Origin of the sequence: Cupriavidus taiwanensis (genome assembly GCF_900250115.1) — a bacterium.
In the GTDB taxonomy this organism is placed as follows: Bacteria; Pseudomonadota; Gammaproteobacteria; order Burkholderiales; family Burkholderiaceae; genus Cupriavidus; species Cupriavidus taiwanensis_B.
Window position 1 is genome coordinate 1,487,932 of the sequence record NZ_LT984804.1, and the last position, 24,504, is coordinate 1,512,435.

The following is a 24,504-nucleotide window of genomic DNA, read 5'->3' on the forward strand; positions in this document are numbered from 1 at the left end:
CGAAGCGCCTGCAGTCCACGAGCCAGGCCCCACCATCCGCCACAGAAATTTCGAGGTCGCCCCATGTTCCGTCCGATGTCATCCCGCCTGTCGCGGCGAGTGTTCGCCGCATGCACGCTCGCGCTTTCCGCCGCCGCCCTGGCGCAGCCGCTGGCGCCTGTCAACGGCTTTCCGTCGCAGCCACTGCGGATCGTGTCGCCGTTCCCCGCCGGCGGCGGCAACGATGCCGTGTCACGCATCGTAAGCACGCGCCTGTCGCAGGTCTTGGGCCAGAGCGCGGTCACCGACAACCGTGGTGGCGCGGGCGGCAACATCGGCGCGCGCTACGTGGCCGAATCGAAGCCCGACGGCTATACGGTGCTGACCTCGCAGGTGTCGATCATGGCGGTCAATCCGACGCTGTATCGCACGCCCGGATTCGACCCGGTCAAGCACTTCGTCCCAGTCACGCAGATCAACGCCGCGCCGCTGGCGATCGTGGTCTCGGAAAATGCGCCGTGGCGGACGTTCGAGGAACTGGCCAGGCAGGCCAGGGCACAGCCGCAGAAGATCACTTATGCCACGCCAGGCAACGGCACACTGTCGCACCTGGTAGGCGTGGTCCTCGACAAAAACAGCAGCGTGGGGCTGCAGCACGTGCCCTATAAGGGCGCCGGGCCGGCTATCAACGATCTGCTGGGTGGGCAGGTCGATGTGCTGATCACCTCGACGTCGTCTGTGGCCGGCTTCATCCAGGCCGGCCGCATGCGGGCGCTGGCCGTGACCAGCCCGCGCCGGCTGGGGATTTTCGCCAACGTGCCGACGCTTGAGGAACTGGGCTATCGCAACGCACGCTTTGAGGACTGGTATGGCTTCTTCGTGCCGGCCGGCACCTCGCCGGAACGTGTCGCGCTGCTGAACCGCGCCATCGTCCAGGTGCTGAAGATGCCTGACGTGGTGAAGACCATCAACGATGGGGGCAGCGCCGTGGTCGCCAACAGCCCGGATGCGTTCGCCGCGCAATTGAAGGATGACATTGCGAGGTGGTCGCAGATCGTGAAACTCTCCGGCGCCCACGTCGACTGAGCCCGGCACGCGACTTGCGGCGACCCCTTGTGCACCTTGCGCCAACCTGCAGCCAAGCCATGACGAAAGCGCTCTCCACACGTATCGCCCACGCCGGACGCACCGCCAGCGTGCCCGGCGGCCAGCCCGTGAACCCGCCTGTGGTGCGCGCCAGCACCGTGCTGTTCGAGTCCGTCGCGCAGCAGCGCGAGATGCGCGCGCGGCGCGACACCGAACGGTTGTTCACGTATGGCGCGCGAGGCAATCCCACCAACTTCGCGCTCGAGGACATGGTCACGACGCTGGAAGGAGGTCACCGGACACGGCTGTTTCCGTCGGGCCTGGCTGCGGCGGCGATGACGATCCTAGCCTTTGTCCGCCCTGGCCAGCACGTCCTGCTGCCCGACTGCGTGTACGAGCCAGTACGCAATCTGGCCAGTGGCTTCCTGCGGCAACACGGCATTGCGGCCGACTTCTATGCGGCCAATGGCTCGGATCTCGCTGGCAAGCTGCGTCCGGAGACGCGGCTCGTCTATGTGGAAGCGCCCGGCTCGCTCGCGTATGAAATGTGCGACCTGCCGGCGCTGGCGGCCTGCGCGCATGCGCATGGCGCCCTGGTTGCGGCGGACAACACGTGGGGCTCCGGCATGCTCTACCGTCCGCTGGAGCTGGGCGCCGATATCTCCCTAATGGCAGCCACCAAATACCTCGGCGGTCATTCCGACGTGATGATGGGCACGGTGTGCACCACCGAGGCCGCGTGGCAGCCGCTGGCCACGATGGCCGATGCCTTCGGCATGACCGTGAGCCCGGACGATGCCTACCTGGTGCAGCGGGGCATCCGTTCGCTTGGCGCGCGGCTTGCTCAGCATCAGGCGGCCGCGCTTGCCATTGCCCGGTGGCTGCTCGACCGGTCCGAGGTGGCCGAGGTCTTCTGCCCCGCCCTGCCCCATGATCCCAATCACGCGCTGTGGCGGCGCGATTGCCACGGCACCAATGGCCTGCTCTCGTTCTCGCTACGGTCGCAGGCCCCGGTAGCCCCGGAGCTCTTTATCGACAACCTGAGATTGTTCGGCATCGGCGCCTCTTGGGGCGGCTTCGAAAGCCTAGCCGTGCTGGCCGACATGCGCCGCGCCCGCAGCGTTGACAGCTGGTCCGCGCACGGTACCGTGATCCGCCTGCATATTGGACTCGAAGCGGTGCCGGACCTGCTGGCCGACCTCGACCAGGCGTTCGCCGCCATCGCCCACATCGACGCTACGGAAAAGGAAAGTGGCCATGCCTGCCATCGGTGACTGGCTGCGCCAGCAATCCGGCCCCGCCCGAAGCAGCAACCACTTGACCGGCTCCCAGTCCGCCACATCAATGCGACATGAACACTGCAATGCCTTGCTGCCGCAACAAGGCGCGGGTCAGCATCATTTCCGCAGCCTTGAGCGGAATTGCTGCAGGACGAGGTCAGGGTTGCCCGCGCCGGCTCGCACACTGGCACCGACGCCGTGGCTGGCCAGCCAGGTTACCAGTCGGTCCGCGCTATCGCGGTAGGCTTGATTCTCCATGGCAGGACCACGCTTTCCAGCGCTGACGGTCAGGACGGAAACCGCGCTGGCTTTTGCCAGCCACGGCAATGCGTCCGCTACCGCCCGCGCGGCCTCGCGGCTGCCGTTCCCGGCGATGGCCGCGTGGCCACGGAGGCCTGGTCCGGAACGGCCTGGTATCAGCAGAAAAAGCACAAATAGCCCAGTGCCGCGAAGCGATCGGCGCCCAGCGCGATGATGCCCGGGCCTTCCGGCGTGAGAGGTTCTTGGCGATCACGCCCAGCTGTGCCACGGCCATCATGCCGCCGGTGACGAAGCTTATGTTAAATTGCATCGCCGACTCTGGATGTGGCTACAGCAGACGATTGGTGCAGTCCAGACACGCTCGGAACCGCGCACCGGGCTGACCTGCAGCACACCAGCAATTCCGGCATGCCCACGGCGTGGTCCAAAACATACGCAGTCTATGCTGGGCGTCAAAATCGATTCAGCGGAATACGCAAATAGGCCGTGCCGTTCGCGTCGGGCGGCGGCAAGCGCCCGGCGCGGATATTGACCTGAAGAGACGGCAGCATCAGCGCCGGTATCGCGAGGGTCTTGTCGCGCGCCCGCCGCATCGCCACAAAAGCGCCCTCTTCGACCCCGTCCCGCACATGAATGTTGCCGGAGCGCTGCGCGGCCACGGAGGTCCGGCATGCCGGCTCCCGTCCATCGGGCGGGTAATCGTGGCACACGTACAGCATGGTGTCGCCGGACAGGTAACGTGCGAGCACGCTGGCCTTTTTCGTTGGCACGGTGACCTTCTTTTCGGCAGGCTTGTTCTTCGAGACTGCCCTGACCTTCGTTGCTTTCGTTGCAGCGACCATTGTCGATTACCCGCTAGGGAGGTCCGGCAGAAATGCGGGATCGTTGCCATGGAAGGCCTTCGGCTACCCGGCGGCCACCTCCCGCCGCGGCCGGCCACGTGCACCCGGGACGACTTCCGATGCCCCGAACCGGTAAAACCGTTTCGCTATAGTTCTGCACATGGACAATGCGAGACGAACCACCGACATCCCGGAACCGGCATGCAAAGAAGAACCTTCCTGACGCTGGCGGCGGCCTCCGCCCTCGCCACCCAGCTGCCCCGCTGGGCCATCTCCGCCACGCTGCGCGAGCGCGACCTGTTCCAGCTGGGCGTGGCCAGCGGCGCGCCGACGCCCGATGGATTCGTGCTGTGGACGCGCCTGTTCGCCGGCGCCATCCCCGGCACGCCGCAGGCCGATGCCCTCGGCACCACGCCGCTGCAGGGGCCGCTGACCGTCCGGTGGGAGGTCGCAGAGGACGACGCATTCCGGCGCATCGTGCGCTGCGGCCAGGCGCAGGCGCTGCCGGAACTCGGCCATTCCGTGCATGTGGAAGTCGAAGGGCTGCGCCCCGACCGCTGGTACTTCTACCGCTTCATGCACGGCGACGCAGTCACCGCCCCGGCCCGCACCCGCACCGCGCCGGCGGCCGACACGCTGGCCCCGCGCGTGCGCTTTGCCTTTGCCTCCTGCCAGCGCTGGGAGCAAGGCCACTACGCCGCGTACCGGCAGATGCAGCAGGAAGACCTGGACCTGGTGGTGTTCCTGGGCGACTACATCTACGAGGGCGCGGTGCCGGCCAGCGCGCGGACGCAGCTGCCGCGCACGCACAGCCTGCCCACCGCGACCAGCCTGCAGGACTTCCGCGACCGCTACGCGCTGTACAAGAGCGACCCGCTGCTGCAGGCCATGCATGCTGCGTGCCCGTGGCTGGTCACCTGGGACGACCATGAGGTGCAGAACGACTATGCGGGACGCGCGGGCAGCGAGCCGGCGGCCGCGTTTCTTGCAAGACGCACGGCCGGCTACCTGGCGTTCTATGAAAACATGCCGATCCGCGCGAGCACGCTGGTGCACGGGACGGCGGGCCTTGGCAGGCCCGATGCGCTGAGCATCCACGCGCGCCATCGCTGGGGCCGGCTGGTCGATTTCCATGTGCTGGACGACCGCCAGTACCGCGATATCCAGCCCTGCCGCGAACCGGGACGGCCTCGCAAGAGCGCAGTGTCGCCCGGCGAATGCAGCGCGCTCTACCACCCGCGCCGCACCATGCTGGGCAGCGCACAGGAGCAATGGCTGGCACAGGGGCTGGCGCAGGACCAGCGCGACCAGACGCGCTGGAGCGCGATCGCGCAGCAGACCATCTTCTCGCGGCGCAACTACAAGGCGCCGCCGGAAGAAGCCTTCCACAGCGATACCTGGGACGGCTATCCCGCCGCACGCCAGCGCCTGCTCGACAGCATCGCCGCGGCGGCGCCGCGCAATGCCGTGTTCATCGGCGGCGATATCCACCAGCACTACGCCTGCAATGTGCTGGCGGACTTCGGCGACCCGTCATCCCGCGTGATCGCCAGCGAGTTCTGCACGACCTCCATCGCCTCGGCCTCGGGCAGCAGCGAGCAGAGTGTGGCTAAGATCGTGGCCCGCAATCCGCATATCGTGCATGCGCGGCCGGACCAGCGCGGCTACACCGTGGTCGAGGCCACGCCCGTGCGCTGGGCCGCCACGCTGCGCGCCGTGGAAGACGTGGCGCGCGCCGACAGCGCGGTCGGCACGCAGGCGGCGTTCGTGGTCGAGGACAGGCGGCCGGGTGTGCAGCGCGCCGGCGCGGGCTAGGTCGCGCCTTTAACACTGCGGTGGCACGAACCCGCTGATTGTCTGCTCCCTCTCCCGCTTGCGGGAGAGGGTTGGGGAGGGCCAGCATGTCCACGGAGTGGAGCGCTGCGCTTCGTTGATGCTCCGGCCCTCACCCCGCCCCTCACCCGCGCGCGGGAGAGGGGAGCAAACAAGCAGGGAAAATGTGGCCAACAGGCACACCAGCGATAGTATGTGCGAGCGCGCGACGCGCTCCGCTTGGGGTTGAGCATGGCCACTTGGCGTGAGCAGGCTCGAACCACCACCCGCATCGAACGGAAATCAACACTGCGAGGACGACCCACGCCGCGAACTTGATAGCCAGCCGCTCAGGCGACGCGCTTCTTGCCTGCTTCTTGTCGCTCGGAAGAAGTAGGTCGCCGGCTACCAACGAATCGGCCAACGAATAGGCCGGCGCCCGTCCGCACTCACTCCACGCTGGCCAGCCGCGCCCCCGCGGCCAGGAACACGCCCGTTTCAGCCTGCCACGTGACGCGGCCGCTGCGATGGGCGTGGACCTGCATCTCCATCTTCATCGCTTCCATCACTGCGATCAGGTCGCCTTCCCTGACCTCGTCGCCCGCGTTGACTTTCCAGGCCTGCACGGTGCCGGCGATCGGCGAAGGCAGGTCGGCGGCGTTGGTGGTCGCGGCCGGCGCCGGAGCAGCGGCACCGCCCTGCCCCGGCGCTTCGGCCAGGCCGCGCAGCAGTTGCGCCGGCAGGCCCAGCACCATGCGGCGGCCGTCGATCTCGATCGCGGTGCGCAGCAGGCTGCCATCCGGCTGCGGCTCGGCGCGCACGGCGGCGGCCAGCGGCTCGGTGAAGTCGGACTCGATCCAACGCGTATGGACCTTGAAGCCGTCGGCGCCCAGGAAATCGGCGTGGTCGATCACGGCGCGGTGGAACGGCAGCACCGAGGCCACGCCCTCGATCCGGAACTCGCGCAGCGCGCGGCGCGCGCGCGCCAGTGCCTGCTCGCGCGTGGCGCCGGTCACGATCAGCTTGGCCATCAGCGAGTCGAAGGTGCCGGGCACCACCGAGCCGGTCTGCACGCCGGAATCGACGCGCACGCCCGGGCCGGACGGTGCCTCGAAGCGCTGCACCGGGCCCGGCGTCGGCAGGAAGCCGCGGCCGACGTCCTCGGCGTTGATGCGGAACTCGATCGAATGGCCCAGCGGCGCCGGCGTTTCGGTGATCGACAGCGGCAGGCCGTCGGCCACGCGCAGCTGCTCGACCACCAGGTCGACGCCGGTGGTCTGCTCGGTCACGGGGTGCTCGACCTGCAGGCGGGTGTTGACCTCCAGGAACGAGATCGCACCGCCGGCGCTGAGCAGGAACTCGACGGTGCCGGCACTGGTGTAGCCGGCGGCGGCGCAGATGTCGCGCGCGGCGGCGTGGATGCGGGCGCGCTGTTCGTCGCTCAGGAACGGCGCCGGGGCCTCTTCCACCAGCTTCTGGTTGCGCCGCTGCAGCGAGCAGTCGCGCGTGCCGAGCACCACCACGTTGCCGTGCCGGTCGGCCAGCACCTGCGCTTCGATATGGCGCGGCTTGTCGAGGAACTGCTCGACGAAGCATTCGCCGCGGCCGAAGGCCGTGACCGCCTCGCGCACGGCCGACGCGTACAGCTCTTCGACCTCATCCATGCGCCAGGCGATCTTCATGCCGCGGCCGCCGCCGCCGAACGCCGCCTTGATGATGATGGGCAGGCCGTGGCGCTCGGCAAAGGCCAGCACTTCGTTGGCATCGCTCACCGGGTCGGGCGTGCCGGCCACCAGCGGCGCGCCCACCTGCAGCGCGATCTTGCGGGCTTCCACCTTGTCGCCCAGCCGGGCAATCGTTTCCGGCGACGGGCCGATCCAGGTCAGGCCGGCATCGATCACCGCGCGGGCGAAGGCTTCGCTTTCCGACAGGAAGCCATAGCCCGGGTGCACCGCGTCGGCGCCGCTGCGGCGCGCGATCTCCAGCAGCTTGGGGATGTTCAGGTACGTGTCCGCCGGGCGGTCGCCGTCGAGGCCGTAGGCTTCGTCGGCCAGGCGCGCGTGGATCGCGTCGATATCGGCGTTGGCATAGATGGCGACGGAGGCCACGCCATAGTCGGCGCAGGCGCGGATGATGCGAACGGCGATCTCGCCACGGTTGGCAATCAGGACTTTCTTCATGGCAGTTACGGTTGCAGTTCTTCGAAGGCGCCGACGGGATGGAAGCGCAGCCAGGCACCGACCGGGATTTGTCCGGCGCGGTCGAGGTGATGCGGCGCCACGGCACCGATCACGGGATAGCCGCCGGTCAGCGGATGGTCGGCCAGGAACAATACGGGCTGGCCGCTCGGCGGGACCTGCAGCGCGCCGAGCGCGGTGCCTTCGCTGGGCAGCTCGCCGGCAATGGCGCGCTCCAGCGGCGCTTCGCCGGCCAGGCGCAGGCCCACGCGGTTGGATTGCGGCGTGACCTGCCAGCGCTGCGTGGCCAGCCGTTGTACGGATTCGGCGGTGAACCAGTCGGTGCGGGGGCCGAGCACCACGTCGAGCACGACTTCCTGCTCCACCGTGGGCAGGTTCTCGGCGGGCGTTTCGGGGGCGCCGACGATGGCACCCGCCGGAGCCTGCCGCAGGTCGATCACATCCCCAACTGCCAGCGGCGCCGGGCCGACCTTGGCCAGCGTGTCGGTGGCACAGCTACCCAACACCGGCGTGACCGCAAAACCGCCGCGCGCGGCGACGTAGCAGCGCGCGCCGGCGAGCGGCTGGCCGATGGACAGCGTGTCGCCATCGGCAAGCGCCACGGCCTGGTGGTTCGGGACGTCCCATTGACGGCCATCGGCGGTGCGCACCGTCAGCGGCGCATCGGCGCCGGTGACGGCCACCACGCTCTCGCCCACGCTCTGCAGCTGCAGGCCGGCGCCGATGGTCTCGAGCGCCGCGGCATCGCTGCGATTGCCCACCAGCCGGTTGGCCGCCTTGAGCGCCGCCTGGTCCATCGCGCCCGATGCCGAGACGCCCTGCCCCGCCTGGCCGTGCCGGCCCAGGTCCTGGAACAGGGTCTGCAGGCCGGTGCCCTTCACCTTCAGCGCCGCGGCTGCGGGCGCGCCATCGGACTGCACGGACTGCACTGGCTGGCGCGCCGGCGCCGCGGCAACGCTGCCGACCGGGTGCGCCACGCCATTGAGCGTTGCGATATCGACAAAGCGCACGCGATAGCCGGGCTGCAGCAGCGCGGGCTGATAGCGTTCCAGGTCCCACATCGCCACCGGCGTCACGCCGATGATCTGCCAGCCGCCGGGGCTGGCCTGCGGATACACGCCGCTGAAGGTGCCCGCCAAGCCGACGGCGCCGGCGGGAATGCGCGTGCGCGGCGTACTGCGGCGCGGCACGTCAAAGCTGGGATGGCCGCCGCTGAGGTAGGCAAAGCCCGGGGCAAACCCGGTAAAGGCCACGGTGTATTCACTGCCGGTGTGGCGGCGCACCACTTCCTTCGGCGTGATGCCGAGCAGTTGCGCGACCTCGGCCAGGTCTTCGCCGTCATAGCGCACCGGGATCTCGACCAGGATATCGCTGCGCTCGACGCGCTGCGACAGGTCGCGCGCGGCGATGGCGCGCACCAGCGCGGCGGCGCTGGTCGCCGACGGGCGGAAGTGAACGAGGATGGTGCGCGCGGCGGGCACCAGCTCGGCCACGCCAGGCAGCGGATCGCGCTGCAGCGAGGCCAGCAGGGCCAGGGTCTGGTCGAGGTCGGCCAGCTCTACCAGCAGGGCATTCGAGGTGACGGGCAGGAAACGCAAGACTAGCTCCGCAAAAGACCCGGCGAGACCCGGCGGTCTCAGACGTGGTACGTGCTGTCCGGCACGTCGGTGATGAACATATGGCCCGGCGCGTGGGTCACGGCGAATGGCACGCCGGAGGCCATCACGGCCGCCTGTGGCGTCACGCCGCAGGCCCAGAACACGGGGATCTCGCCTGGCTCGATGCGCACGGCGTCGCCGAAGTCAGGCTTGCCCATATCGGCGATGCCCAGCGCGGCCGGGTCGCCCACGTGCACCGGCGCACCGTGAACCGAGGGAAAACGCCCGCTGATGGAAACCGCATCGGCAACGCGGTGCGCGGGGATGGGCCGCATCGACACCACCAGCTCGCCATGCAGGCGGCCGGCGGGACGGCACTGGCGGCTGGTGCGATACATCGGCACGTTGGAGCCGTCGGCGATATGGCGCACCTCGATGCCGGCCTCTTGCAGCGGCGTCTCGAAGGTGAAGCTGCAGCCGATCAGGAAGGTGACCAGGTCCGGATGCTCGGCCCACAGCGGCGTGGCGTCGGCCACCTCTTCCGCCAGCTTGCCGTCGCGCCAGACGCGGTACAGCGGGATGTCGGTGCGCACGTCGGCGCCTTCGGCCAGCAGGGTCTGGTGCGCGCCCGCCTCGATCACGTCGAGCACCGGACAGGCCTTGGGATTGCGCTGCGCGTACAGCAGGAAATCCCAGGCCCAGTCGCGCGGCAAGGCGATCATGTTGGCCTGCGTCATGCCCGGCGCGACGCCGGCGGTGGGCTGCACGGTGCCGGCGCGATAGCTTGCGCGCGCTTCGCGGGCGGCGTTCACCGCGGCGATCCGGGCGCGTTCCAGTGCGGATGCTTGCATGGGTATTTTTCCAGTGTGTTCAGGGCGGCCGGCTCACGCAAAGGTGCGGATCGCGATGCCGTCGCGCTCCAGTGCGGCGCGCACGGCGCGCGCCATCCCCAGCGCGCCGTCGCTGTCGCCATGCACGCAGATCGATTGCGCTTCCACGCGCGCCACGCTGCCGTCAATGGCCTGCACCGTGCCTTCGCGCACCAGGCGCAGCATGCGCTGCGCCACGTCGGTGGCGTCGTGCAGCACCGAGCCCTTCTCGCGGCGGGACACCAGCGTGCCCTGCGGCGTGTAGGCGCGGTCGGCGAACGCTTCGGCGATCACGCGCAGGCCGGCCTCGCGCGCCCAGCCCACCAGCGGCGAGCCCGCCAGCGCCACCAGCGCCAGTTCCGGGTTCACCGCGCGGATGGCGGCGATCACGTCGCGCGCCTGGCGTTCGTCGCTGGCAATGGTGTTGTAGAGCGCGCCGTGCGGCTTGACGTAGCGTACCGTGGTGCCGACGGTCGCGGCCATGCCCGACAGCGCGCTGATCTGGTAGATCACGTCGGCCACCAGGTCGGCGCTGGCCACGTCCATGTTGCGGCGGCCGAAGCCCTGCAGGTCGGGATACGAAACGTGCGCGCCCACGGCCACGCCGCGCTCCGCCGCGGCCTTCAGCGTCTGCAGGATGCCGGCCGGATCGCCGGCATGGAAGCCGCAGGCCACGTTGGCGCTGCTGACGATATCCAGCATGGCGGCATCGTTGCCCATGCTCCAGGCGCCGAAGCTCTCGCCGAGGTCGCTGTTCAGATCGATATGCATGGCGTCAGGCTGCCGTCCGCGAAGTTGCTGCGCCAGCCGGTCCTTCCGTGCCAGCCTCGGTCTCGCCGAGTAGTTCGCGTCCCTGAGTTTCCGGCAACAGCAGGCAAGCGATAACGACCAACCCATAGGCGCCCGCGGCAAGATAGCCGATGGCCACGCCCAGCGACATCGATGCGCTCATGTGCCCGATCATGGCCGGGAACACCGAGCCGACCGCGCGCCCGAAGTTGTAGGAAAAGCCTTGTCCGGAGCCACGGATATGGCTCGGATATAGTTCCGTCAGGTAAGCCCCCATGCCCGAAAAGATGCCAGACAGGAAGAATCCCAAGGGGAAGCCAAGCAGCAGCATCGCCGCGTCGGTGATCGGCAGTTGCGTATAGCAGATCACCAGGATGGCTGCGCTCACTGCGAACAGCATGAAGCAGCGCCGGCGTCCCAGGCGATCGGACAGCCAGGCGCTGGTCAGATAGCCGGCGAATGAGCCTGCGATCAGCACCATCAGATAGCCGCTGGTATTGAGCACGGACAGGTTGCGCTCCATCTTGAGATAGGTCGGCAGCCAGGTCGTCACCGAATAGTAGGCACCTTGCATGCCAGTCGCGAGCAGGCTGGCCAGCACCGTGGTGCGCAGCACGCCGGGCTTGAAGATCAGCATGAAGTTATTGCTTTGCCCGGTGCGGGCCAGCTTGGCCTTGGTTTCCTGATACACCTCGGGTTCCGAGATATTGCGGCGGATGTAGAGGATAAAGACCGCCGGCAGCACGCCGATCCAGAACAGCACTCGCCATGCGTATTGCTGCTCGAACGCGGCATAGACTGCCCAGAACGCGATCGCCGAAAGTCCCCAGCCAACCGCCCAGCTGCTTTGCACCAGTCCAACGGCCTTGCCGCGGTGGCGGGCGCGGATCATCTCGGCGATCAGCACCGAGCCGACCGACCATTCGCCGCCGAAGCCCAGGCCTTGCAGCATGCGGGTGACGAACAATTGCTCGGGCGAGTTGGTGAACCCGCTCAGGAAGGTGAAGAAGCTGAACCAGAGCACGGTCAGCTGCAGGACCCGCACGCGGCCGTACTTGTCCGCGAGGATCCCGGCCAGCCAGCCGCCGACGGCCGAGCTGATCAGCGCGCCGGTCGCGATATAGCCCGCTTCGGCCTTGGTCATGCCCCACACGAGGATGAACGTGGGGATCATGAAGGTGTAGATCATGTAGTCGAAGGCATCGACGCCATAGCCGACGAAGGCGGCAAAGAGCGTCTTGCGCTCTGCTCCGGTAGTTTCTTTAAGCCACATGGCTGCGCTCACTAGGACAAGGACAAAGCGTGGGAAAAAGCTCGCCGCACTGACTTGCCGACGATTCCGTTTTCATTCGCGTTGTTCAGCAAATCGCATGCCATGTTGACCTATCGGCACGTATCACTCAACCACCGCACTATCATTGTTGAACAATCCTCGGTATTGATCGATCATGGTATACACCTAAGGCACCGTAGGGGCTATCGCCCGCACCAATTCCGTGCAAATTGTTGAACAAAGTGCGTTAACATCCGGTCACTTGCGCACCGGAATGAGCCGGTGCCCGATCCCAGCCACCATGTCCTCAACACCTGACGTCAAGAATCTGACCGAACGGGTCACAGAACAGATCCGCCAGCGCATCGTGCATGGCGAGTTCGAGCCGGGGCAGCGCCTGTCGGAAGCGGCGCTGAGCGAAAGCCTGCAGATATCCCGCAACACGCTGCGCGAGACCTTCCGCGTGCTGACCAAGGAAGGCCTGCTCAAGCACGAGCCCAACCGCGGTGTGTCGGTGGCGATTCCGAGCATTGCGTCGATCATCGACATCTATCGCGTGCGCCGTCTGATCGAATGCCAGGCCATCGCCCAGGCCTACCCCAGCCATCCGGCCCGCAAGCACCTGCGCCAGGCGGTGGAGGCCGGCCTGCGCTGCCGCGACAACGGCGACTGGCAGGGCGCCGGCACCGCCAACATGGAATTCCACATGGCGATCGTGGAGCTGGCCGACAGCGAGCGCCTGAACGTGATGTTCTCCCACCTGCTCGCGGAGCTGCGCCTGGCGTTCGGCATGCTGCACGACCCGGAATTCCTGCACGGCCCTTACGTCGAGATGAACCAGCACATCCTGGAGATGTTCGAGGCGGGCAAGCTGGCCGAATGCGCGGTCGCGCTGAACGACTACCTGACGCAGTCCGAGCGCATCGTGCTGTCGGTGTGCGCGCGGCATCCGGTGTTCAAGGGGCGCTGAAACCATCGCCAGCAGATCCGCGCAGCCTTCCCCGGTATTCATCGATGAAGCCAAAAAAGTGCCCTTGCCCGTAATCGCAGCCGGCAGCCACCAGGATGTCGCGCTGCAATCCGGTCTCGACGCCCTCGGCAATCACGCGGATGCGTAGTGCATGCGCCATGCTGATGATGGCGCTGCACAGGGCCACGTCGTCCGGTCCGCGCGTCAGCGACCGGATGAAAGACTGGTCGATTTTGATGTAGTCAATGTCCAGTCGCCGCAGGTACGACAAGGATGAGTAGCCGGTGCCGAAGTCGTCGAGCGCGACTTCGATGCCGGCTGCCTGAAAGCGTGAGAGCTGATCCATAACATCGGCGTTCTGCTCCATCAACGAGCCTTCGGTAATCTCGATGATGAGGCTGCCCACCGGCACGTTCCTGCGCTCTATCACGCTCGAACAAGATTCGGGTCCGTTCGACGGCGCGCAGAACTCCACTGGTGACTTGTTGACCGAAATCTGGAAGTCTTTGCCTATCAGCATCTGCCAGCGCGAAAGCTGGTCCAGCGCTTGCGTCAACACCCAGCGGCCGATGTCGATGATGAGGCCGGACTCCTCTGCTACGGCAATAAAATCCGCAGGCTGGATTGGCCCGCGCACCGGATGGTCCCAGCGAATCAGGGCTTCGGCCTTGCAGACCTTGCCCGTGTGCAAATTAACAATGCAGCAGATGCTCGGCAGAATGCCTATAATAGGACGGCATTCTGCCAAGGAGCTTCACTATGCAGACAATCGTTTTCCAACCTTCGGGAACCAGTCGGCTCCCTAGTGGCCGCTATCTGGACCTCTTGAGTGATGCGTTGGGCACTAAAATCCTCTCCGAGGCCGATTTGGTCTACCTCGCTGTCGATCGTTTGCCGACTGAGATCCTAGCGAGCCTGCACAATGCAGGGCTTGCCTGGGACGAGCTAAGCTTTATCATTCCGCGCCGCACGCTGACGCACCGTCGCGAACGAGCCGAGTCCCTCACGGTCGACGAATCGGATAAAGCGATCCGTCTTGCCCGGATCCTTGCCCATGCAATCAGTACGTTTGGCGAGGCCGAGCGTGCGTTGCGGTGGCTGCGCGCGCCCCAACAACGATTGGGTGCCAAGTCGCCACTGGAACTGACCAGCACTGAACAAGGCGCACGTGTGGTCGAGGAAGCGATTATCCAGATTGACGAAGGATACTTCGCCTGATGGTCCTCTGGCGTATTAGCAATTTTGCGGATCTCAAAGGAATTGGGGGACTGCGTGCCGGCGGACGCTGGCATTACGCTGGACAACCTGTCGTGTACTTGGCCGAGCATCCTGCCTTAGCCTTTCTCGAGGTGCTCGTGCATCAAGATATCAGGCAGATGGAAGATCTGCCCAAGCACTACCAACTCCTCCAGATCGAGGTGGAGGACTCTCTCGCCGTCGCGGAAATTGGTGACTTGCCCGAGGACTGGAAAAGCAATCCCGGTTGGTCCAAGAGCGCCGGCACAGAATGGCTAGCATCGCGCTCGAGCTTGCTCCTGAAAGTGCCCAGCGTGCTTGTGCCGTATGCATCCAACTACCTTTTCAATCCCGCGCATCCCGATTCGGAGACGGTACGTATCGTTGAAGCTCGACAGGTCGATCACGATCCGCGCATCTTGTCACTGCTCGGCGAACAAAGGCCGCGCACTTAAGATAGCTGCGGCCATCAGCGTATTGCCTATAACTCATGTTGTAATCGGCACTGTCCGAAGTGCCAGTCGCTCGCCCGCGCGCAGTGGCTTGACGACCGCCAGGCGGACCTACTGCCTGTGCCGTACTTCCATGTCGTCTTTACCGTGCCCGAGCCAATCGCCTTCCAGAACAAGCGCGTGGTCTATGACATCCTGTTTCATACCCTGCGGACCGTCGCCGCGGATTCCCGCCCCACCTGGGTGACACGCTCGGCTTCATCGCGATCCTACACACCTGGGGGCAGACGCTGGTACATCATCCACACCTACACTGCCTCGTCCCCGGCGGTGGTCTCTCGGACGGTAAGCACTGGGTCGCCCTTCCTGCCCGTGCGGGGTTCTCGCGCCTATTCCGGCGATTGTTTCTCGCGCGCCGGCACCATGCCTTCGACGCCGGAAGGCCGCGATTCTTCTCAACGCTAGCGCAATAGGCCAAGCGGGACTCCTTCCTCGGCCATCTTGTCGGCCCGCGCCACACAGAGTGGGTCGTCTATGCTAAGGAGCCGTTCGGCGGCCCCCGGCAGGTCCTGGACTATCTGGGCCGCTACACGCATCGCGTAGCGATCTCCAACAACCGGCTACTTGCGAGAGGTTCGCCTTCTCCCGCACCGCTACGAGAAGCTGACCGGCCGGTCGTTGTATGACTGTCCCGTCTGCGCGCGGGGGCGCATGTTTTGTATCGAGCGCCTGTTGCCAACCGCTTTGCCACGCGCACACCGCCGAGGAGGATTGCATGGCCCCACGCGCGTGCCGTCAATCACTGTGTTCGCTCCCTTTGGGGCGACACAGGAGATATGTTCGTGCCTCAGGCCAAGCGTCGCCGGCTCCGCCTAGCGTCAGCCGCCGATCCCGCGCAATGGCATCCATTGCCCACTAAAGTGCGAAGCGAAACTCCCAATCCGCACCGTCGCTGGCATCCGACCCGCAAGCCCAACGCGATTCAAGGCCCATAGCTCCCACGGCCGTGGAGCGGTTTAGCTCAAGTATTTTTTTACAGCGAAGACGGGACGCGCAACTGTGCCCCTGCTGACCATTGCGCCGTCTCCGCCGCGCAAAAAACTCTTGACTTATGCTGCATCCGCAGGTCAGCCTGCCCGCGAAAGCCTCGTACGCGCCATCGTTACGGCGGACCGTGGTTCGCTCGCGGACGGCGCTTGCCGTCCAGAGGGTAGCCGCCTCGCATCCCGACAGCCGTCGGCCCAGCGGGCTGCACACCGCCAAGCCGCCAATCCGCATCACGTGGGTGCAGATCGCCGTGTGGATGTCGCTTTCAGTGCATGGATGCCGGCAAACCTTGGGTGTACGTTATCCTGACTATCAGGGCATTTTTGAATATACGTATCACATTACGAAAACGGCAAGTGCCCATCCAACTAGTGCCGTTCCCGCAAGGCAAGCGGCAACCGCCACAGGATCCAAAGTCGGATGGTAGTGCATGTAAATGTGCCTCTTTTATTGATCTGGCATTCATCAGCAAGGGGGCAGGCATTTCTATGCCATGCCTGCCGCGCGTGCCCTATGTCGATTTTTGTTCGGATTAATCTCGCGAACTCATCATTAAGGTAGGCCACCGAAGGCGTAGACGCTTTGCTTAGTCCGCCGACTGCTTTGCAATTCATGCCTTGTATGATTGGAGTCCGTGCGGAATGTCACCTCCGCCCCCAACCATCAGACCTTTATCGGCGCCCATCAGAGTCGCTCACGTCGGCCCGCGCGTGAGCGCTGGCGTCACATTGGTAGCTGGCGCCGTATAGTGCTAACCGGAAGCCCCGCTTGCGCTAGGCTATCCTCAGGCGTGCCATGAATTACCTTGCAATATGCGTCTCAGATCCGTGCAAGTACTCGCCACCCTGACCCTGTTGGGCGCCTGCTTCTCGACGAACGACGGCAGCCAGCCCGGCAAGGCGGCCGCGGGCGAGCGGCCTGGCCTGCCAGTCGGTGCCACGCACCACTGCCAGGCAGAGGCCGACGCGCTTCTCGGGGCCGCGCCTCTGTCCGTTGTGCGGGCCGTATTTAATTCCTGCACGGCGCAGAACCAGGGCAGCGAGCCACGCAAGTGAGGTCTTTGCAGTAGTCGTTCCGAAACAGGCGCTTGATCCAAGCAAGGACGGGCGAAATTGGGGAGGTGACTCAAATGACGATCGAGCATTTTGCAGAGAGCAATCCGGGCACCCGAACCTTGCCGCGCTCGCTGGCGGTGAAGGCCGGCGACTTTGTGTTTGTGTCCGGCCAGGTAGCCAGAGATGACGACGGCAGCATCGTCGTTGGTGGGATAGAAGTTCACACACGTCAGACTCTGAAGAACGTCGCCAATGTACTCGCCCTCGCGGGTTGCACGCTCGAGGATGTCGTGAAGACAACAGTTTGGCTTGAAAACGCTAGCGACTTTGATGCATTCAATCGCGTGTATGGAGAGTTCTTCCGTGAAAACAAGCCATCACGGTCGTCGCTGCATGGGAAGAACATGGCAGGCACCAAAGTAGAAATCGAGGCGATTGCTTATAAGCCTTGACACTGGACTGACTGCTTCGGGTCGCCAAGAGACGACAGAGCGCGGGGATCCGTGACTTGACGCACCACTCTGCCCCTCCGATGATGAAGACTTCTCGCCGGCGAACAGGTCGGTTACCACGGAGAAAAGCCCGGCATAATGTCTAAAGACGTGACAGCGTTCCGGTTCGCAATGTACTTAATGCGCGCTCCTTGGCTTAGGGCGTCCCGAGCCAAGTCCGAATGCGCCAGTGGCAAGGGGGTCGCAAAGTTGCTCACGGCCATCCCCTGAAGTTCACGCGCGTTTCAATCTGCGTAACCAGGAAATTGCGGGATCAATCATGCTCGAAGGCCTGCGGGGCATACGACTTTCGATGCCGTTGATCCTGAGCTTGTCCAGCAGCGTACACAGGTGAAACCAGGGCAGATGCGTCCCTTCTCCAAAGAAGGCAAAGAAGTCTGCCACCGCCCGTAGCAATTCGTCATTGGTGCTTAGCTTCGCCTGCGCTATGCGTAACCAGGCCCTTCAATTGCCGGATGCGCCAGGAGGAAGTCCTCATCGACCTCCACCCCCAGGCCGGCGCCCTGCGGCGGCACCACGGTCCCATCTTCCCTGACGGTGAAGGGACATGACACCAAGGCATCGCGAAACAGGTTGTGCTTCGACACATCGGCTTCGAAGTAGCCTCGGTTCTCGATTGCGGCAAGCACGTGGATCGACGCCGCCATGTTGAGGCCCGTCATGGCGGTATGCAGGTGCACCGGCAGTTTCTGCGCCGCGGCCATCGCCGCGATGCGCAGGGTCTCGGTGACGCCGCCAGTCTTGGACAGTCAGGCTGCAGGCGTGTATGTGTTCGGTGGCGGTATCAACGAGGATGTCGCACCACTCATGGTCGCCTCAAACAGCACGGTCACAAACGAGACCTATCATCAGACGAAGGAGTTCGATGGCGGCTTCTGTGTCCTGCAGTTCCCGTCGCGCGAAGCCGCCATCCTGCGGGCTGCAAAGATCGCCAAAGCTTGCCGCTGCTCGCAGGAACTCCGCGAGCTTGGGTATGACCCCGAGAGCTGACGCGCAGGGCTCGTACCCACTGCTATCGACGACACTCTCCCGCATATCGTTCGCCGAAACCTAGGCTACATTCTTTATCTTAATGGTCTGGCAAATCCGAACCATATCCGGTCCGGCTCTATTCGTACTCGCTCACGGGCCGTAGCAGCCGTCAAAGGCAGTCGTATTGGCGTGATACGGCCGTCTCTCATTGAATCTGCCGTCAAGCCATCACCGTGCTTTCCTGCCTCCACGAAAGTACTCTGCCACGGACCCTCATCTCAGCAATGATCGCCAGACGCCACTATTGCAGAAAGTCGCAGTGCTGATTGTTCGCAATGCATCCCTTCAGCGGGCATGGCCGCTGGCCTTCCGGACAGATCCGGTGCGCCGGCGGATGCGGGCAGACCAACGGCCCCAGTGATGCCCCGAAACCGTTGCTGCATCGCGTGCCACCCGCGTTACGCGCACAGACTTTAAGCGTCCGATCGCCCTCCTCCCGGTATTCCGCATCCACCAGCCCGATCTCCGGCACTGAGCGGAAGACCTGTCCGACGACTCCGGCGATCAGGTACTCGCTGGCTGCGGGTAACGGCGCGTCACACTGCGCCGACAGGAACCCGCAGCGCGGAAAGCTGGCCTCCGGAATCCGACAGCCAGTCGGGGCGGCCGGCGGAGGTGGGAGCGGCGGCGGCGAGGTGCCGCTATGGGTAGCGCCCAGCGACTCGACCAGGATCTGCACCGTCACATCCCCTTCGCCCCGGTTCTGGTTGATACGCAGGTCGCGCTGGCCTTTGTCGAACGGCGTGGACACGGTTCCAACCAGCTCCCAGACCGCGCTGTCAAAGAACAGGAACGGCCCGTCGCGCTCCTTGACCGTGCAGGTCACCAACATGGGCGGCGCGCCGTCCTGCGTCATCGTGGTGGATAGCGGCACGTCTTCACCAGTATTCCGGCTTACCATGCCGAGCAGTTCCACATCGGGCTGGTTGCCGATATGGCAGGTCAACTTCCAGTCGCACACACCAATCTCCGGGCAGTCGTTGACATGCATGTTCTGGAAACGGACGGCAGTGCGCTGGAAATTCGGCGGAGGGGGCGGTGGCGGGGACGTACCGCTGGCGGGCGGCGCCGGCTCCGGCGCGTCGCACGCGCCAAAATCCACGACGTACGTTCCCATCTCGGGCAGCGCGCCATCGGGCGTGGCGGCGACCCCGGCCAGTGCCGTCCCGAGTTCGTTGTATGCGGACGTCAGAATCTGCTCGCGATGGCCGGACTTGCTGATGTTCATCCACCAGTTCACTGCCGCCGCTGGCGTGGCGCATTCGCCCAGCGGACAGCCCTCGGACGGTGCACCTGCGCCACGACCGGTATAGGCAATCTCGCCGATCAGACGCTGCTTGCCACCGCAGTAACCAGTCGCACTGATGCGGCTATCTATGGTAGATCCAGTTTGCGGGTTGACGTGGGGATTGGCGCCACCCGTCCACCACTTGAGGCTGGCGGCGGCGTCGGCATGGCCCTGCGCCGCGCTAGTCAGCCTCGAATTTGCGGACAACGCGCCAAGGTTGCGGCTGGTGCGCTCGGCGTTGATGAGGCAGCGCACGGCCTCCCGACCGGCGGCGATGCGCGTGGCCGCATCCATCTGGGAAGGCGGGGTGTGGATGAGCGCGCCGCAGGTATTGGCGCCTGCCAGCGGCTGGGCGAACAGCGGCGAGGCGAGCACGGTCAAGGTCAATACCGATGCGAATGCCAGCCAGGCTGGCCTCCAGACGACGGGCGCAAGCTCGCCCCGCCTGCCAGCACAGGGTGTGTTCATATTCTTCCCCTTCTCCGCCTTCGCGGAGCCACCGGACGGCGTACTCTCGTTATAGCCCAAGCGCCGATTACAGGGCCCACCCTTTTCTAATGCAGGCTCCGGTCGGCATCGCTACCGCTTGTGAAATCGGCATGAGTGGCCATGGAGCAGGAAGATTTCGAGTAGGACGTTCAGAACGCGCCCGGGGAACTGCACTCCGACGCCGTCCCAAGCATCATGGGTATGCCGCGGACGAAGGACATGCCTAGGTCGTGCATTCTCACTGCCGGTGACCGAGCTGCGGATAGGGATGACCGTACCCGGATGCAGATTCAGCCGGTCGATGCAACACACTAAAGGCTTTGCGAGCCTGGGGGGTGCTGCAAATGAAACAAAGACGTCGGACCTACTACACCGAGACTCAAAAGGCACTGATGTGGGAGTGGTGGCGCAAAGGCGACACGCTTGCGCAGATTGCCCGACTATTCGATCGCTACCACTCCTCCATACAAGGGATTCTCGCCAAGACTGGCGGAATACAGCCAGCGCAACGACACCGCTCCAGGCTGGCCTTGACGCTTGCCGAACGAGAGGAGATTTCGGGCGCAGTAGTCGCCGGCCAGTCCATCCGATCCGTAGCAACCCGGCTAGGGCGTGCTCCTTCTACTATCAGCCGCGAGGTCCGGCGCAATGGGGGCAGACAAGGCTATCTGGCGAACCAAGCCGACCAGCTCGCCTGGGAGCGCGCACGGCGCCCAAAGGCATGTAAGTTCGTCAAGAATCGGACACTCGCCCAGGTGGTGGCCAGCAAGCTTCGATTGCAGTGGTCGCCAGAGCAGATTGGGGGTTGGCTCAAGCACGTGTACGCGGTCAACAGGGACTATCAGGTGTCGCACGAAACAATCTATCGGAGCCTCTACATCCAGGCCCGTGGCGCACTGAAAAGGGAGTTGCTGGAACACCTACGGCGTTCTCGAGCCATGCGTAGATCGCGCCAACACACACTGAAGACCGACAACCGTACGAACATTCGAGATGCCGTATCGATCAGTGAACGCCCTGCCACGGCAGAGGATCGCGCGATACCTGGGCACTGGGAAGGCGATCTACTGTTCGGCAGCGCCAACAGCCAGATTGCAACACTCGTCGAACGCCAGACAAGGTTCGTGATGCTGGTGAAGATTGCCAGCAAGTGCTCTGAGGCTGTAGTCAACGCCCTGATCAAGCACGCTGGCAAGCTACCGCAGGAATTGTACCAATCGCTGACGTGGGATCGCGGCACAGAGATGGCTGGCCACAAGAGCTTCACTGTCGCGACCGATATCAAGGTCTATTTCTGCGATCCTCAGAATCCCTGGCAGCGCGGTACGAACGAAAACACGAACGGACTCTTGAGACAGTACCTTCCGAAAGGAACCGATCTCTCGGTCTATTCGCAAGCCAAGCTCAATGCCATTGCCAGGCGGGTCAAAGAACGCCCGCGCAAGACACTAAACTTCGAGAGACCGGCTGAACGATTCCATCAAGCTGTTGCATCGACCGGATGAATCTGCACCTGTCGGCGCGCTCAGCCGCCTATGCGCTCACGGTGCTGTCGGCCCTGTTCCGGTGGCTCATCGAGCAGCGCTACGTGCTGGCTAACCCGTTTGCCGGCATCAAGGTTCGCGGCCATGCCTTGCGACCGGCGCTGGATACGGCCCGAGGCTTTACCGAAGGGGAATGGCTGCTGCTGCGGGCCATCGCGGACGGTCTGGAGTGGTCCTATGGCTGGTCCGAGCCGGCGGCGCAGCGCCTACGTTTTCTGCTCGACTTTGGGTACGCGACGGGTCTGCGCGCCAGCGAACTGGTCGGCGCTGCACTTGGCAACGTCCACCTCGACGGGCACGGTGACCGCTAGCTGCATCTTGTCGGAAAAGGGAGCAAGCTCGGGAAGGTAGCCTTGCCGCCCCTCGCATATACGGCGCTAGACCAGTACCTGGCACAGCGGCAGTTGCCGATCAGCCGGGAGAGATGGAACCCGAAGACTCCCCTAGTGGGGAGCCTGGGCGAGGATGGCGCCGTTGGTATAACCAGCGCTCATCTTTGGCGCTTGCTAAGGCGCTTCTTTGCGCAGGCCGCCGACGCGATCGATGCCGATCACCCAGTGGCTGCGGAGAAACTGCGCCGTGCAACGCCCCCCTGGATGCGAAACAGTCACGCCAGCCACGCGCTGGCTCGCGGGGCTGAACTCACCGCCGTGCGTGACAACCTGCGCCACGCGTCGATCGCCACCACGTCCATGTACCTGCACGGCGACGAACTTGAGCGTGCCAAACAGATGCGGCAGGCATTCGGCGCACGCAAATAGGCGTTCGTAGCTGAGAGATTGTCGGGTATCCGCAATTTGTGAACCCTCGATGCTATGGCACAGACCGTCCCGCGGCATTGGTTTGTGCGGTGAGTATGCGCCCCGAAGTTTTTGAATGGCCTTCGCAAGGTCACTTGAGGATGGCAGACCGAACAGGCGAGCCTAATCTATGCTGAACAAAGACAATCGACGTCGCACCGTCGTGACTACGAACCAGCAGCGATCGCGTGCAACAATCGGATTCGCTTCTTATATTGCAACGGGCTCGACGCCATCACCGCCTTAAAAGGCGATGGAAACCGACAGCCTTACGACTCGCCCGTCAGGGGTCAAAGCCGGATGGCAGCGGCTCCCGCGGCGCGGGGCGCACGCCCCAACCCAGCGGCGGTACACCAGGACGCATAGGGGGCCCGGGCGATGTCGGTGTCCAGATGGATCAATCTTACGCGGTGGGAATGGTTCCACCGTCGATCACGTACTCTGCCCCGCTGATCGCCGCCGCACGCGGCGAGATCAAAAAGGCGATCAGGTCGGCGACTTCCGCCGGCTTGCACGGCCGCCCGAGCGGGATGCCACCCAGCGCATCCATGATGATCTGCTTGCCGCCTTCGTAATCCGTATTGGCCTGGCTGGCAAGCCGTTCTGCCAGCGCAACTGCCGCTTCGGTTTCCACCCAGCCCGGCGACACGCGCACGACGCGCACGCCCTTAGGCGTGATTTCCTTCGACAGACTCTTGCTGTACGTGGACAGTGCAGCCTTGGCGGCAGCATAAGCCGTGGTCGATTCCGGCAAGGGCAAACGATTCTGGATGGACGTGACGTGGATGATGACGCCTGCACGTTGCTCAATCATCTTCGGCAACAACGCCCGATCCAGTCGTACGGCCGGAAACAGATTGAGGTTCAGCTCTTTCTGCCATTCGGTTTCATCCAGCGCGGCAAAACCGCCTGCCGGGGCTGACGATCCGCCCAGGACATGGATGATGGCGTCCACGCCACCCAGCCGGTTTTCGATGGCCTGTGCTACGGTGGCGCAACCCTCCGGCGTAGTGAGGTCGGCTTCGACGAACATGGCGTCGGGAATGAAGTCCGGCTTGGCACGAGCCGTCGTCAGGATGCGCGCGCCGAGTTCGCCGAGCAGTTCGACGACGGCGCGGCCAACGCCCTTCGTGCCAGCCGTGACCAGCACACGCTTGCCCGTGAGTTCGCGGTTCGTGGTCATCAGTGGATCTCTAGAAATTCAATCTTGTGGTCCGTGAGCCGGAATATATGTTTCAGGTCGGCGAGACCTCCGGGGAAGTTGCCAGCATATTGGGCCACGACAGTGACGCGGGCGTCGTCTTGCACGAACGTCAACGGCTCTACGCTATAGGCATACTTGCGCTGCGCTTCCGCCAGCCAGGTTTCGATTGCTTCGTGTCCCTGATACGTCTGGCCTTCATCGTGAACAACGGCGTTTTCGGAAAAAGCACGCCGCAGCGATGAAGGCGCGGCACCATTGCTCACCTGAAAAAAAGTGGAGACCGCATCGGGTAGTGAAATGTCCATGCAAGGAGCCTCTCATGGCAAAGTGTCGATACAGGAATTTTCGCTATAAACTTACTATTGAACAAGAACGCACGGAAAAGTAAGTTACCTACGTATGGGAAAGGAATACACCCCCGACACGGCCGCAGTTGGTGTCGAAGCAGTGCTTAAATTGCTGGAAGGGCGCTGGAAGCTGGTCATCCTGTTCCACCTTTTCGATGGCAAGGTGCAGCGTTTCTCTGATCTGGAGAAGCTCATCCCTGGTATTTCGCAAAAGATGCTCGCGCAGCAGCTACGCCAGTTGGAGGCGGACGGGATCGTGGCAAGAAAGCTCTATGCCCAGGTGCCGCCCAAGGTGGAATACCGGTTGACTGATTGGGGACAAGCACTCTGTCCCGCTCTGGACGCTCTTCTCAAATGGGCGGAGCAGCGCAACGAGTTGCTAAAAGCTGTCTGATGCCGAGTAGATTGCCCTAGGTAATCTCCGTTGATTGGCCGAGCAAGCCAAGCCGGATCAGACTCTCCGCGGTCGCAACAAGGGCTTCATCTCTCGAACACGGCGACCATGCGAGTCTGCCCAACTACAGCCGTGTGCCTAAGGAAG

General features: G+C 64.4%; 19 protein-coding genes and 4 pseudogenes. 12 read left to right on the forward strand and 11 right to left on the reverse strand.

Annotated features, from left to right (window positions below; all coding sequences use genetic code 11):
* Window positions 1–63 precede the first annotated feature (63 nt).
* Together CBM2586_RS23520 and metC are read left to right on the forward strand one after the other, a co-directional pair.
* Entirely contained in the window at window positions 64–1,065 is a 1,002-nt protein-coding gene (locus CBM2586_RS23520; RefSeq protein WP_115690143.1) for a Bug family tripartite tricarboxylate transporter substrate binding protein, read from the forward strand.
* Window positions 1,066–1,124: 59 nt separating this feature from the next.
* Window positions 1,125–2,339 carry a cystathionine beta-lyase gene (gene metC, locus CBM2586_RS23525; protein WP_115690145.1) on the forward strand — a complete coding sequence of 405 codons (1,215 nt, stop codon included), beginning with the start codon at window positions 1,125–1,127 and terminating at the stop codon, window positions 2,337–2,339.
* 719 nt (window positions 2,340–3,058) lie between these two features.
* Here metC and CBM2586_RS23530 read toward each other — a convergent pair.
* Window positions 3,059–3,340 (reverse strand): annotated as a pseudogene (locus CBM2586_RS23530) (MBL fold metallo-hydrolase); the annotation flags it as partial.
* Window positions 3,341–3,649: 309 nt separating this feature from the next.
* Between CBM2586_RS23530 and CBM2586_RS23535 the strand changes: the two are divergent.
* Window positions 3,650–5,263 carry an alkaline phosphatase D family protein gene (locus tag CBM2586_RS23535; protein ID WP_115664324.1) on the forward strand — a complete coding sequence of 538 codons (1,614 nt, stop codon included), beginning with the start codon at window positions 3,650–3,652 and terminating at the stop codon, window positions 5,261–5,263.
* 446 nt (window positions 5,264–5,709) lie between these two features.
* On the opposite strand, the gene CBM2586_RS23540 is transcribed toward CBM2586_RS23535, so the two are convergent.
* From CBM2586_RS23540 to CBM2586_RS23560, 5 genes are read right to left on the reverse strand one after another with little or no spacing between them, the layout of a single operon-like run.
* Window positions 5,710–7,440: an acetyl/propionyl/methylcrotonyl-CoA carboxylase subunit alpha gene (locus CBM2586_RS23540; protein ID WP_115664323.1), complete on the reverse strand. Its 1,731-nt coding sequence runs from the start codon at window positions 7,438–7,440 to the stop codon at window positions 5,710–5,712.
* Window positions 7,441–7,445: 5 nt separating this feature from the next.
* Entirely contained in the window at window positions 7,446–9,056 is a 1,611-nt protein-coding gene (gene pxpB, locus CBM2586_RS23545) for a 5-oxoprolinase subunit PxpB (protein ID WP_115690149.1), read from the reverse strand.
* Between the two features lie 38 nt (window positions 9,057–9,094).
* Window positions 9,095–9,907, reverse strand: coding sequence for a putative hydro-lyase (locus CBM2586_RS23550; RefSeq protein WP_115690151.1), 813 nt, complete (start codon window positions 9,905–9,907; stop codon window positions 9,095–9,097).
* A gap of 33 nt (window positions 9,908–9,940) precedes the next feature.
* On the reverse strand, window positions 9,941–10,696 hold the full coding sequence (locus tag CBM2586_RS23555; RefSeq protein WP_115664320.1) for a LamB/YcsF family protein: 756 nt from the start codon (window positions 10,694–10,696) through the stop codon (window positions 9,941–9,943).
* 4 nt (window positions 10,697–10,700) lie between these two features.
* A complete protein-coding gene (locus CBM2586_RS23560; RefSeq protein WP_115690153.1) occupies window positions 10,701–11,987 on the reverse strand; it encodes an MFS transporter in 1,287 nt (428 codons plus the stop codon).
* A 301-nt stretch (window positions 11,988–12,288) separates the two neighbouring features.
* Here CBM2586_RS23560 and CBM2586_RS23565 point away from each other — a divergent pair, with 301 nt between their 5' ends.
* Window positions 12,289–12,957 (forward strand): GntR family transcriptional regulator, encoded by a 669-nt coding sequence (locus CBM2586_RS23565; RefSeq protein ID WP_115664318.1) that lies wholly within the window; start codon window positions 12,289–12,291, stop codon window positions 12,955–12,957.
* Here the strand turns inward: CBM2586_RS23565 and CBM2586_RS23570 are convergent.
* Window positions 12,944–13,657: pseudogene (locus CBM2586_RS23570) on the reverse strand (putative bifunctional diguanylate cyclase/phosphodiesterase); the annotation flags it as partial. The gene CBM2586_RS23565 and the pseudogene CBM2586_RS23570 overlap by 14 nt on opposite strands.
* A 59-nt stretch (window positions 13,658–13,716) precedes the next feature.
* Between CBM2586_RS23570 and CBM2586_RS23575 the strand changes: the two are divergent.
* The 4 genes and pseudogenes from CBM2586_RS23575 (at window position 13,717) to CBM2586_RS23590 (ending at window position 17,199) form a co-directional block, all read left to right on the forward strand.
* Window positions 13,717–14,175 carry an antitoxin Xre/MbcA/ParS toxin-binding domain-containing protein gene (locus CBM2586_RS23575; protein ID WP_115690155.1) on the forward strand — a complete coding sequence of 153 codons (459 nt, stop codon included), beginning with the start codon at window positions 13,717–13,719 and terminating at the stop codon, window positions 14,173–14,175.
* Window positions 14,172–14,648, forward strand: coding sequence for an RES family NAD+ phosphorylase (locus CBM2586_RS23580; protein ID WP_115690157.1), 477 nt, complete (start codon window positions 14,172–14,174; stop codon window positions 14,646–14,648). The genes CBM2586_RS23575 and CBM2586_RS23580 overlap by 4 nt, the downstream gene beginning before the upstream one ends.
* Window positions 14,649–15,521 (forward strand): annotated as a pseudogene (locus tag CBM2586_RS23585) (IS91 family transposase); the annotation flags it as partial. It abuts the gene before it with no gap.
* 1,300 nt (window positions 15,522–16,821) lie between these two features.
* The gene (locus tag CBM2586_RS23590) at window positions 16,822–17,199 is read left to right on the forward strand and encodes a RidA family protein (RefSeq protein ID WP_115690161.1); all 378 of its coding nucleotides are present in this window, start codon (window positions 16,822–16,824) and stop codon (window positions 17,197–17,199) included.
* Window positions 17,200–17,684: 485 nt separating this feature from the next.
* Here the strand turns inward: CBM2586_RS23590 and CBM2586_RS23595 are convergent, their stop codons facing one another.
* Entirely contained in the window at window positions 17,685–17,963 is a 279-nt protein-coding gene (locus CBM2586_RS23595; protein ID WP_115690165.1) for an enolase C-terminal domain-like protein, read from the reverse strand.
* A 7-nt stretch (window positions 17,964–17,970) separates the two neighbouring features.
* Here CBM2586_RS23595 and CBM2586_RS23600 point away from each other — a divergent pair, with 7 nt between their 5' ends.
* Complete coding sequence (locus CBM2586_RS23600; protein WP_115664312.1) at window positions 17,971–18,249, forward strand: transcription initiation protein; 279 nt, start codon at window positions 17,971–17,973, stop codon at window positions 18,247–18,249.
* 283 nt (window positions 18,250–18,532) lie between these two features.
* Here CBM2586_RS23600 and CBM2586_RS23605 read toward each other — a convergent pair whose 3' ends face one another.
* Entirely contained in the window at window positions 18,533–19,954 is a 1,422-nt protein-coding gene (locus CBM2586_RS23605; RefSeq protein ID WP_231942713.1) for a CAP domain-containing protein, read from the reverse strand.
* A gap of 458 nt (window positions 19,955–20,412) precedes the next feature.
* Here CBM2586_RS23605 and CBM2586_RS23610 point away from each other — a divergent pair, with 458 nt between their 5' ends.
* Both CBM2586_RS23610 and CBM2586_RS23615 read left to right on the forward strand, forming a co-directional pair.
* Window positions 20,413–21,573, forward strand: a complete 1,161-nt coding sequence (locus CBM2586_RS23610; protein WP_115690167.1) for an IS30 family transposase — start codon at window positions 20,413–20,415, stop codon at window positions 21,571–21,573.
* A gap of 8 nt (window positions 21,574–21,581) precedes the next feature.
* Window positions 21,582–22,373: pseudogene (locus CBM2586_RS23615) on the forward strand (tyrosine-type recombinase/integrase); the annotation flags it as partial.
* A gap of 442 nt (window positions 22,374–22,815) precedes the next feature.
* Here the strand turns inward: CBM2586_RS23615 and CBM2586_RS23620 are convergent.
* Window positions 22,816–23,595 carry an SDR family oxidoreductase gene (locus CBM2586_RS23620; protein WP_115690169.1) on the reverse strand — a complete coding sequence of 260 codons (780 nt, stop codon included), beginning with the start codon at window positions 23,593–23,595 and terminating at the stop codon, window positions 22,816–22,818.
* Window positions 23,595–23,921 carry a nuclear transport factor 2 family protein gene (locus tag CBM2586_RS23625; RefSeq protein WP_115690171.1) on the reverse strand — a complete coding sequence of 109 codons (327 nt, stop codon included), beginning with the start codon at window positions 23,919–23,921 and terminating at the stop codon, window positions 23,595–23,597. The genes CBM2586_RS23620 and CBM2586_RS23625 overlap by 1 nt, the downstream gene beginning before the upstream one ends.
* 94 nt (window positions 23,922–24,015) lie before the next feature.
* Between CBM2586_RS23625 and CBM2586_RS23630 the strand changes: the two genes are divergently transcribed.
* On the forward strand, window positions 24,016–24,357 hold the full coding sequence (locus tag CBM2586_RS23630; protein ID WP_018312229.1) for a winged helix-turn-helix transcriptional regulator: 342 nt from the start codon (window positions 24,016–24,018) through the stop codon (window positions 24,355–24,357).
* Window positions 24,358–24,504: the final 147 nt, after the last annotated feature.

Excerpts from the sequence above, each read along its gene's own strand:
- CBM2586_RS23555 (WP_115664320.1), bottom strand. The coding sequence starts at position 10,696 with ATGCATATCGATCTGAACAGCGACCTCGGCGAGAGCTTCGGCGCCTGG.
- CBM2586_RS23610 (WP_115690167.1), top strand. The coding sequence starts at position 20,413 with ATGAAACAAAGACGTCGGACCTACTACACCGAGACTCAAAAGGCACTG.
- CBM2586_RS23565 (WP_115664318.1), top strand. The coding sequence starts at position 12,289 with ATGTCCTCAACACCTGACGTCAAGAATCTGACCGAACGGGTCACAGAA.
- CBM2586_RS23535 (WP_115664324.1), top strand. The coding sequence starts at position 3,650 with ATGCAAAGAAGAACCTTCCTGACGCTGGCGGCGGCCTCCGCCCTCGCC.
- CBM2586_RS23590 (WP_115690161.1), top strand. The coding sequence starts at position 16,822 with ATGACGATCGAGCATTTTGCAGAGAGCAATCCGGGCACCCGAACCTTG.
- metC (WP_115690145.1), top strand. The coding sequence starts at position 1,125 with ATGACGAAAGCGCTCTCCACACGTATCGCCCACGCCGGACGCACCGCC.
- CBM2586_RS23600 (WP_115664312.1), top strand. The coding sequence starts at position 17,971 with ATGCGCAGGGTCTCGGTGACGCCGCCAGTCTTGGACAGTCAGGCTGCA.
- CBM2586_RS23560 (WP_115690153.1), bottom strand. The coding sequence starts at position 11,987 with ATGTGGCTTAAAGAAACTACCGGAGCAGAGCGCAAGACGCTCTTTGCC.
- CBM2586_RS23620 (WP_115690169.1), bottom strand. The coding sequence starts at position 23,595 with ATGACCACGAACCGCGAACTCACGGGCAAGCGTGTGCTGGTCACGGCT.
- CBM2586_RS23540 (WP_115664323.1), bottom strand. The coding sequence starts at position 7,440 with ATGAAGAAAGTCCTGATTGCCAACCGTGGCGAGATCGCCGTTCGCATC.
- CBM2586_RS23550 (WP_115690151.1), bottom strand. The coding sequence starts at position 9,907 with ATGCAAGCATCCGCACTGGAACGCGCCCGGATCGCCGCGGTGAACGCC.
- CBM2586_RS23630 (WP_018312229.1), top strand. The coding sequence starts at position 24,016 with ATGGGAAAGGAATACACCCCCGACACGGCCGCAGTTGGTGTCGAAGCA.
- CBM2586_RS23595 (WP_115690165.1), bottom strand. The coding sequence starts at position 17,963 with ATGGCCGCGGCGCAGAAACTGCCGGTGCACCTGCATACCGCCATGACG.
- CBM2586_RS23625 (WP_115690171.1), bottom strand. The coding sequence starts at position 23,921 with ATGGACATTTCACTACCCGATGCGGTCTCCACTTTTTTTCAGGTGAGC.
- CBM2586_RS23520 (WP_115690143.1), top strand. The coding sequence starts at position 64 with ATGTTCCGTCCGATGTCATCCCGCCTGTCGCGGCGAGTGTTCGCCGCA.
- CBM2586_RS23575 (WP_115690155.1), top strand. The coding sequence starts at position 13,717 with ATGCAGACAATCGTTTTCCAACCTTCGGGAACCAGTCGGCTCCCTAGT.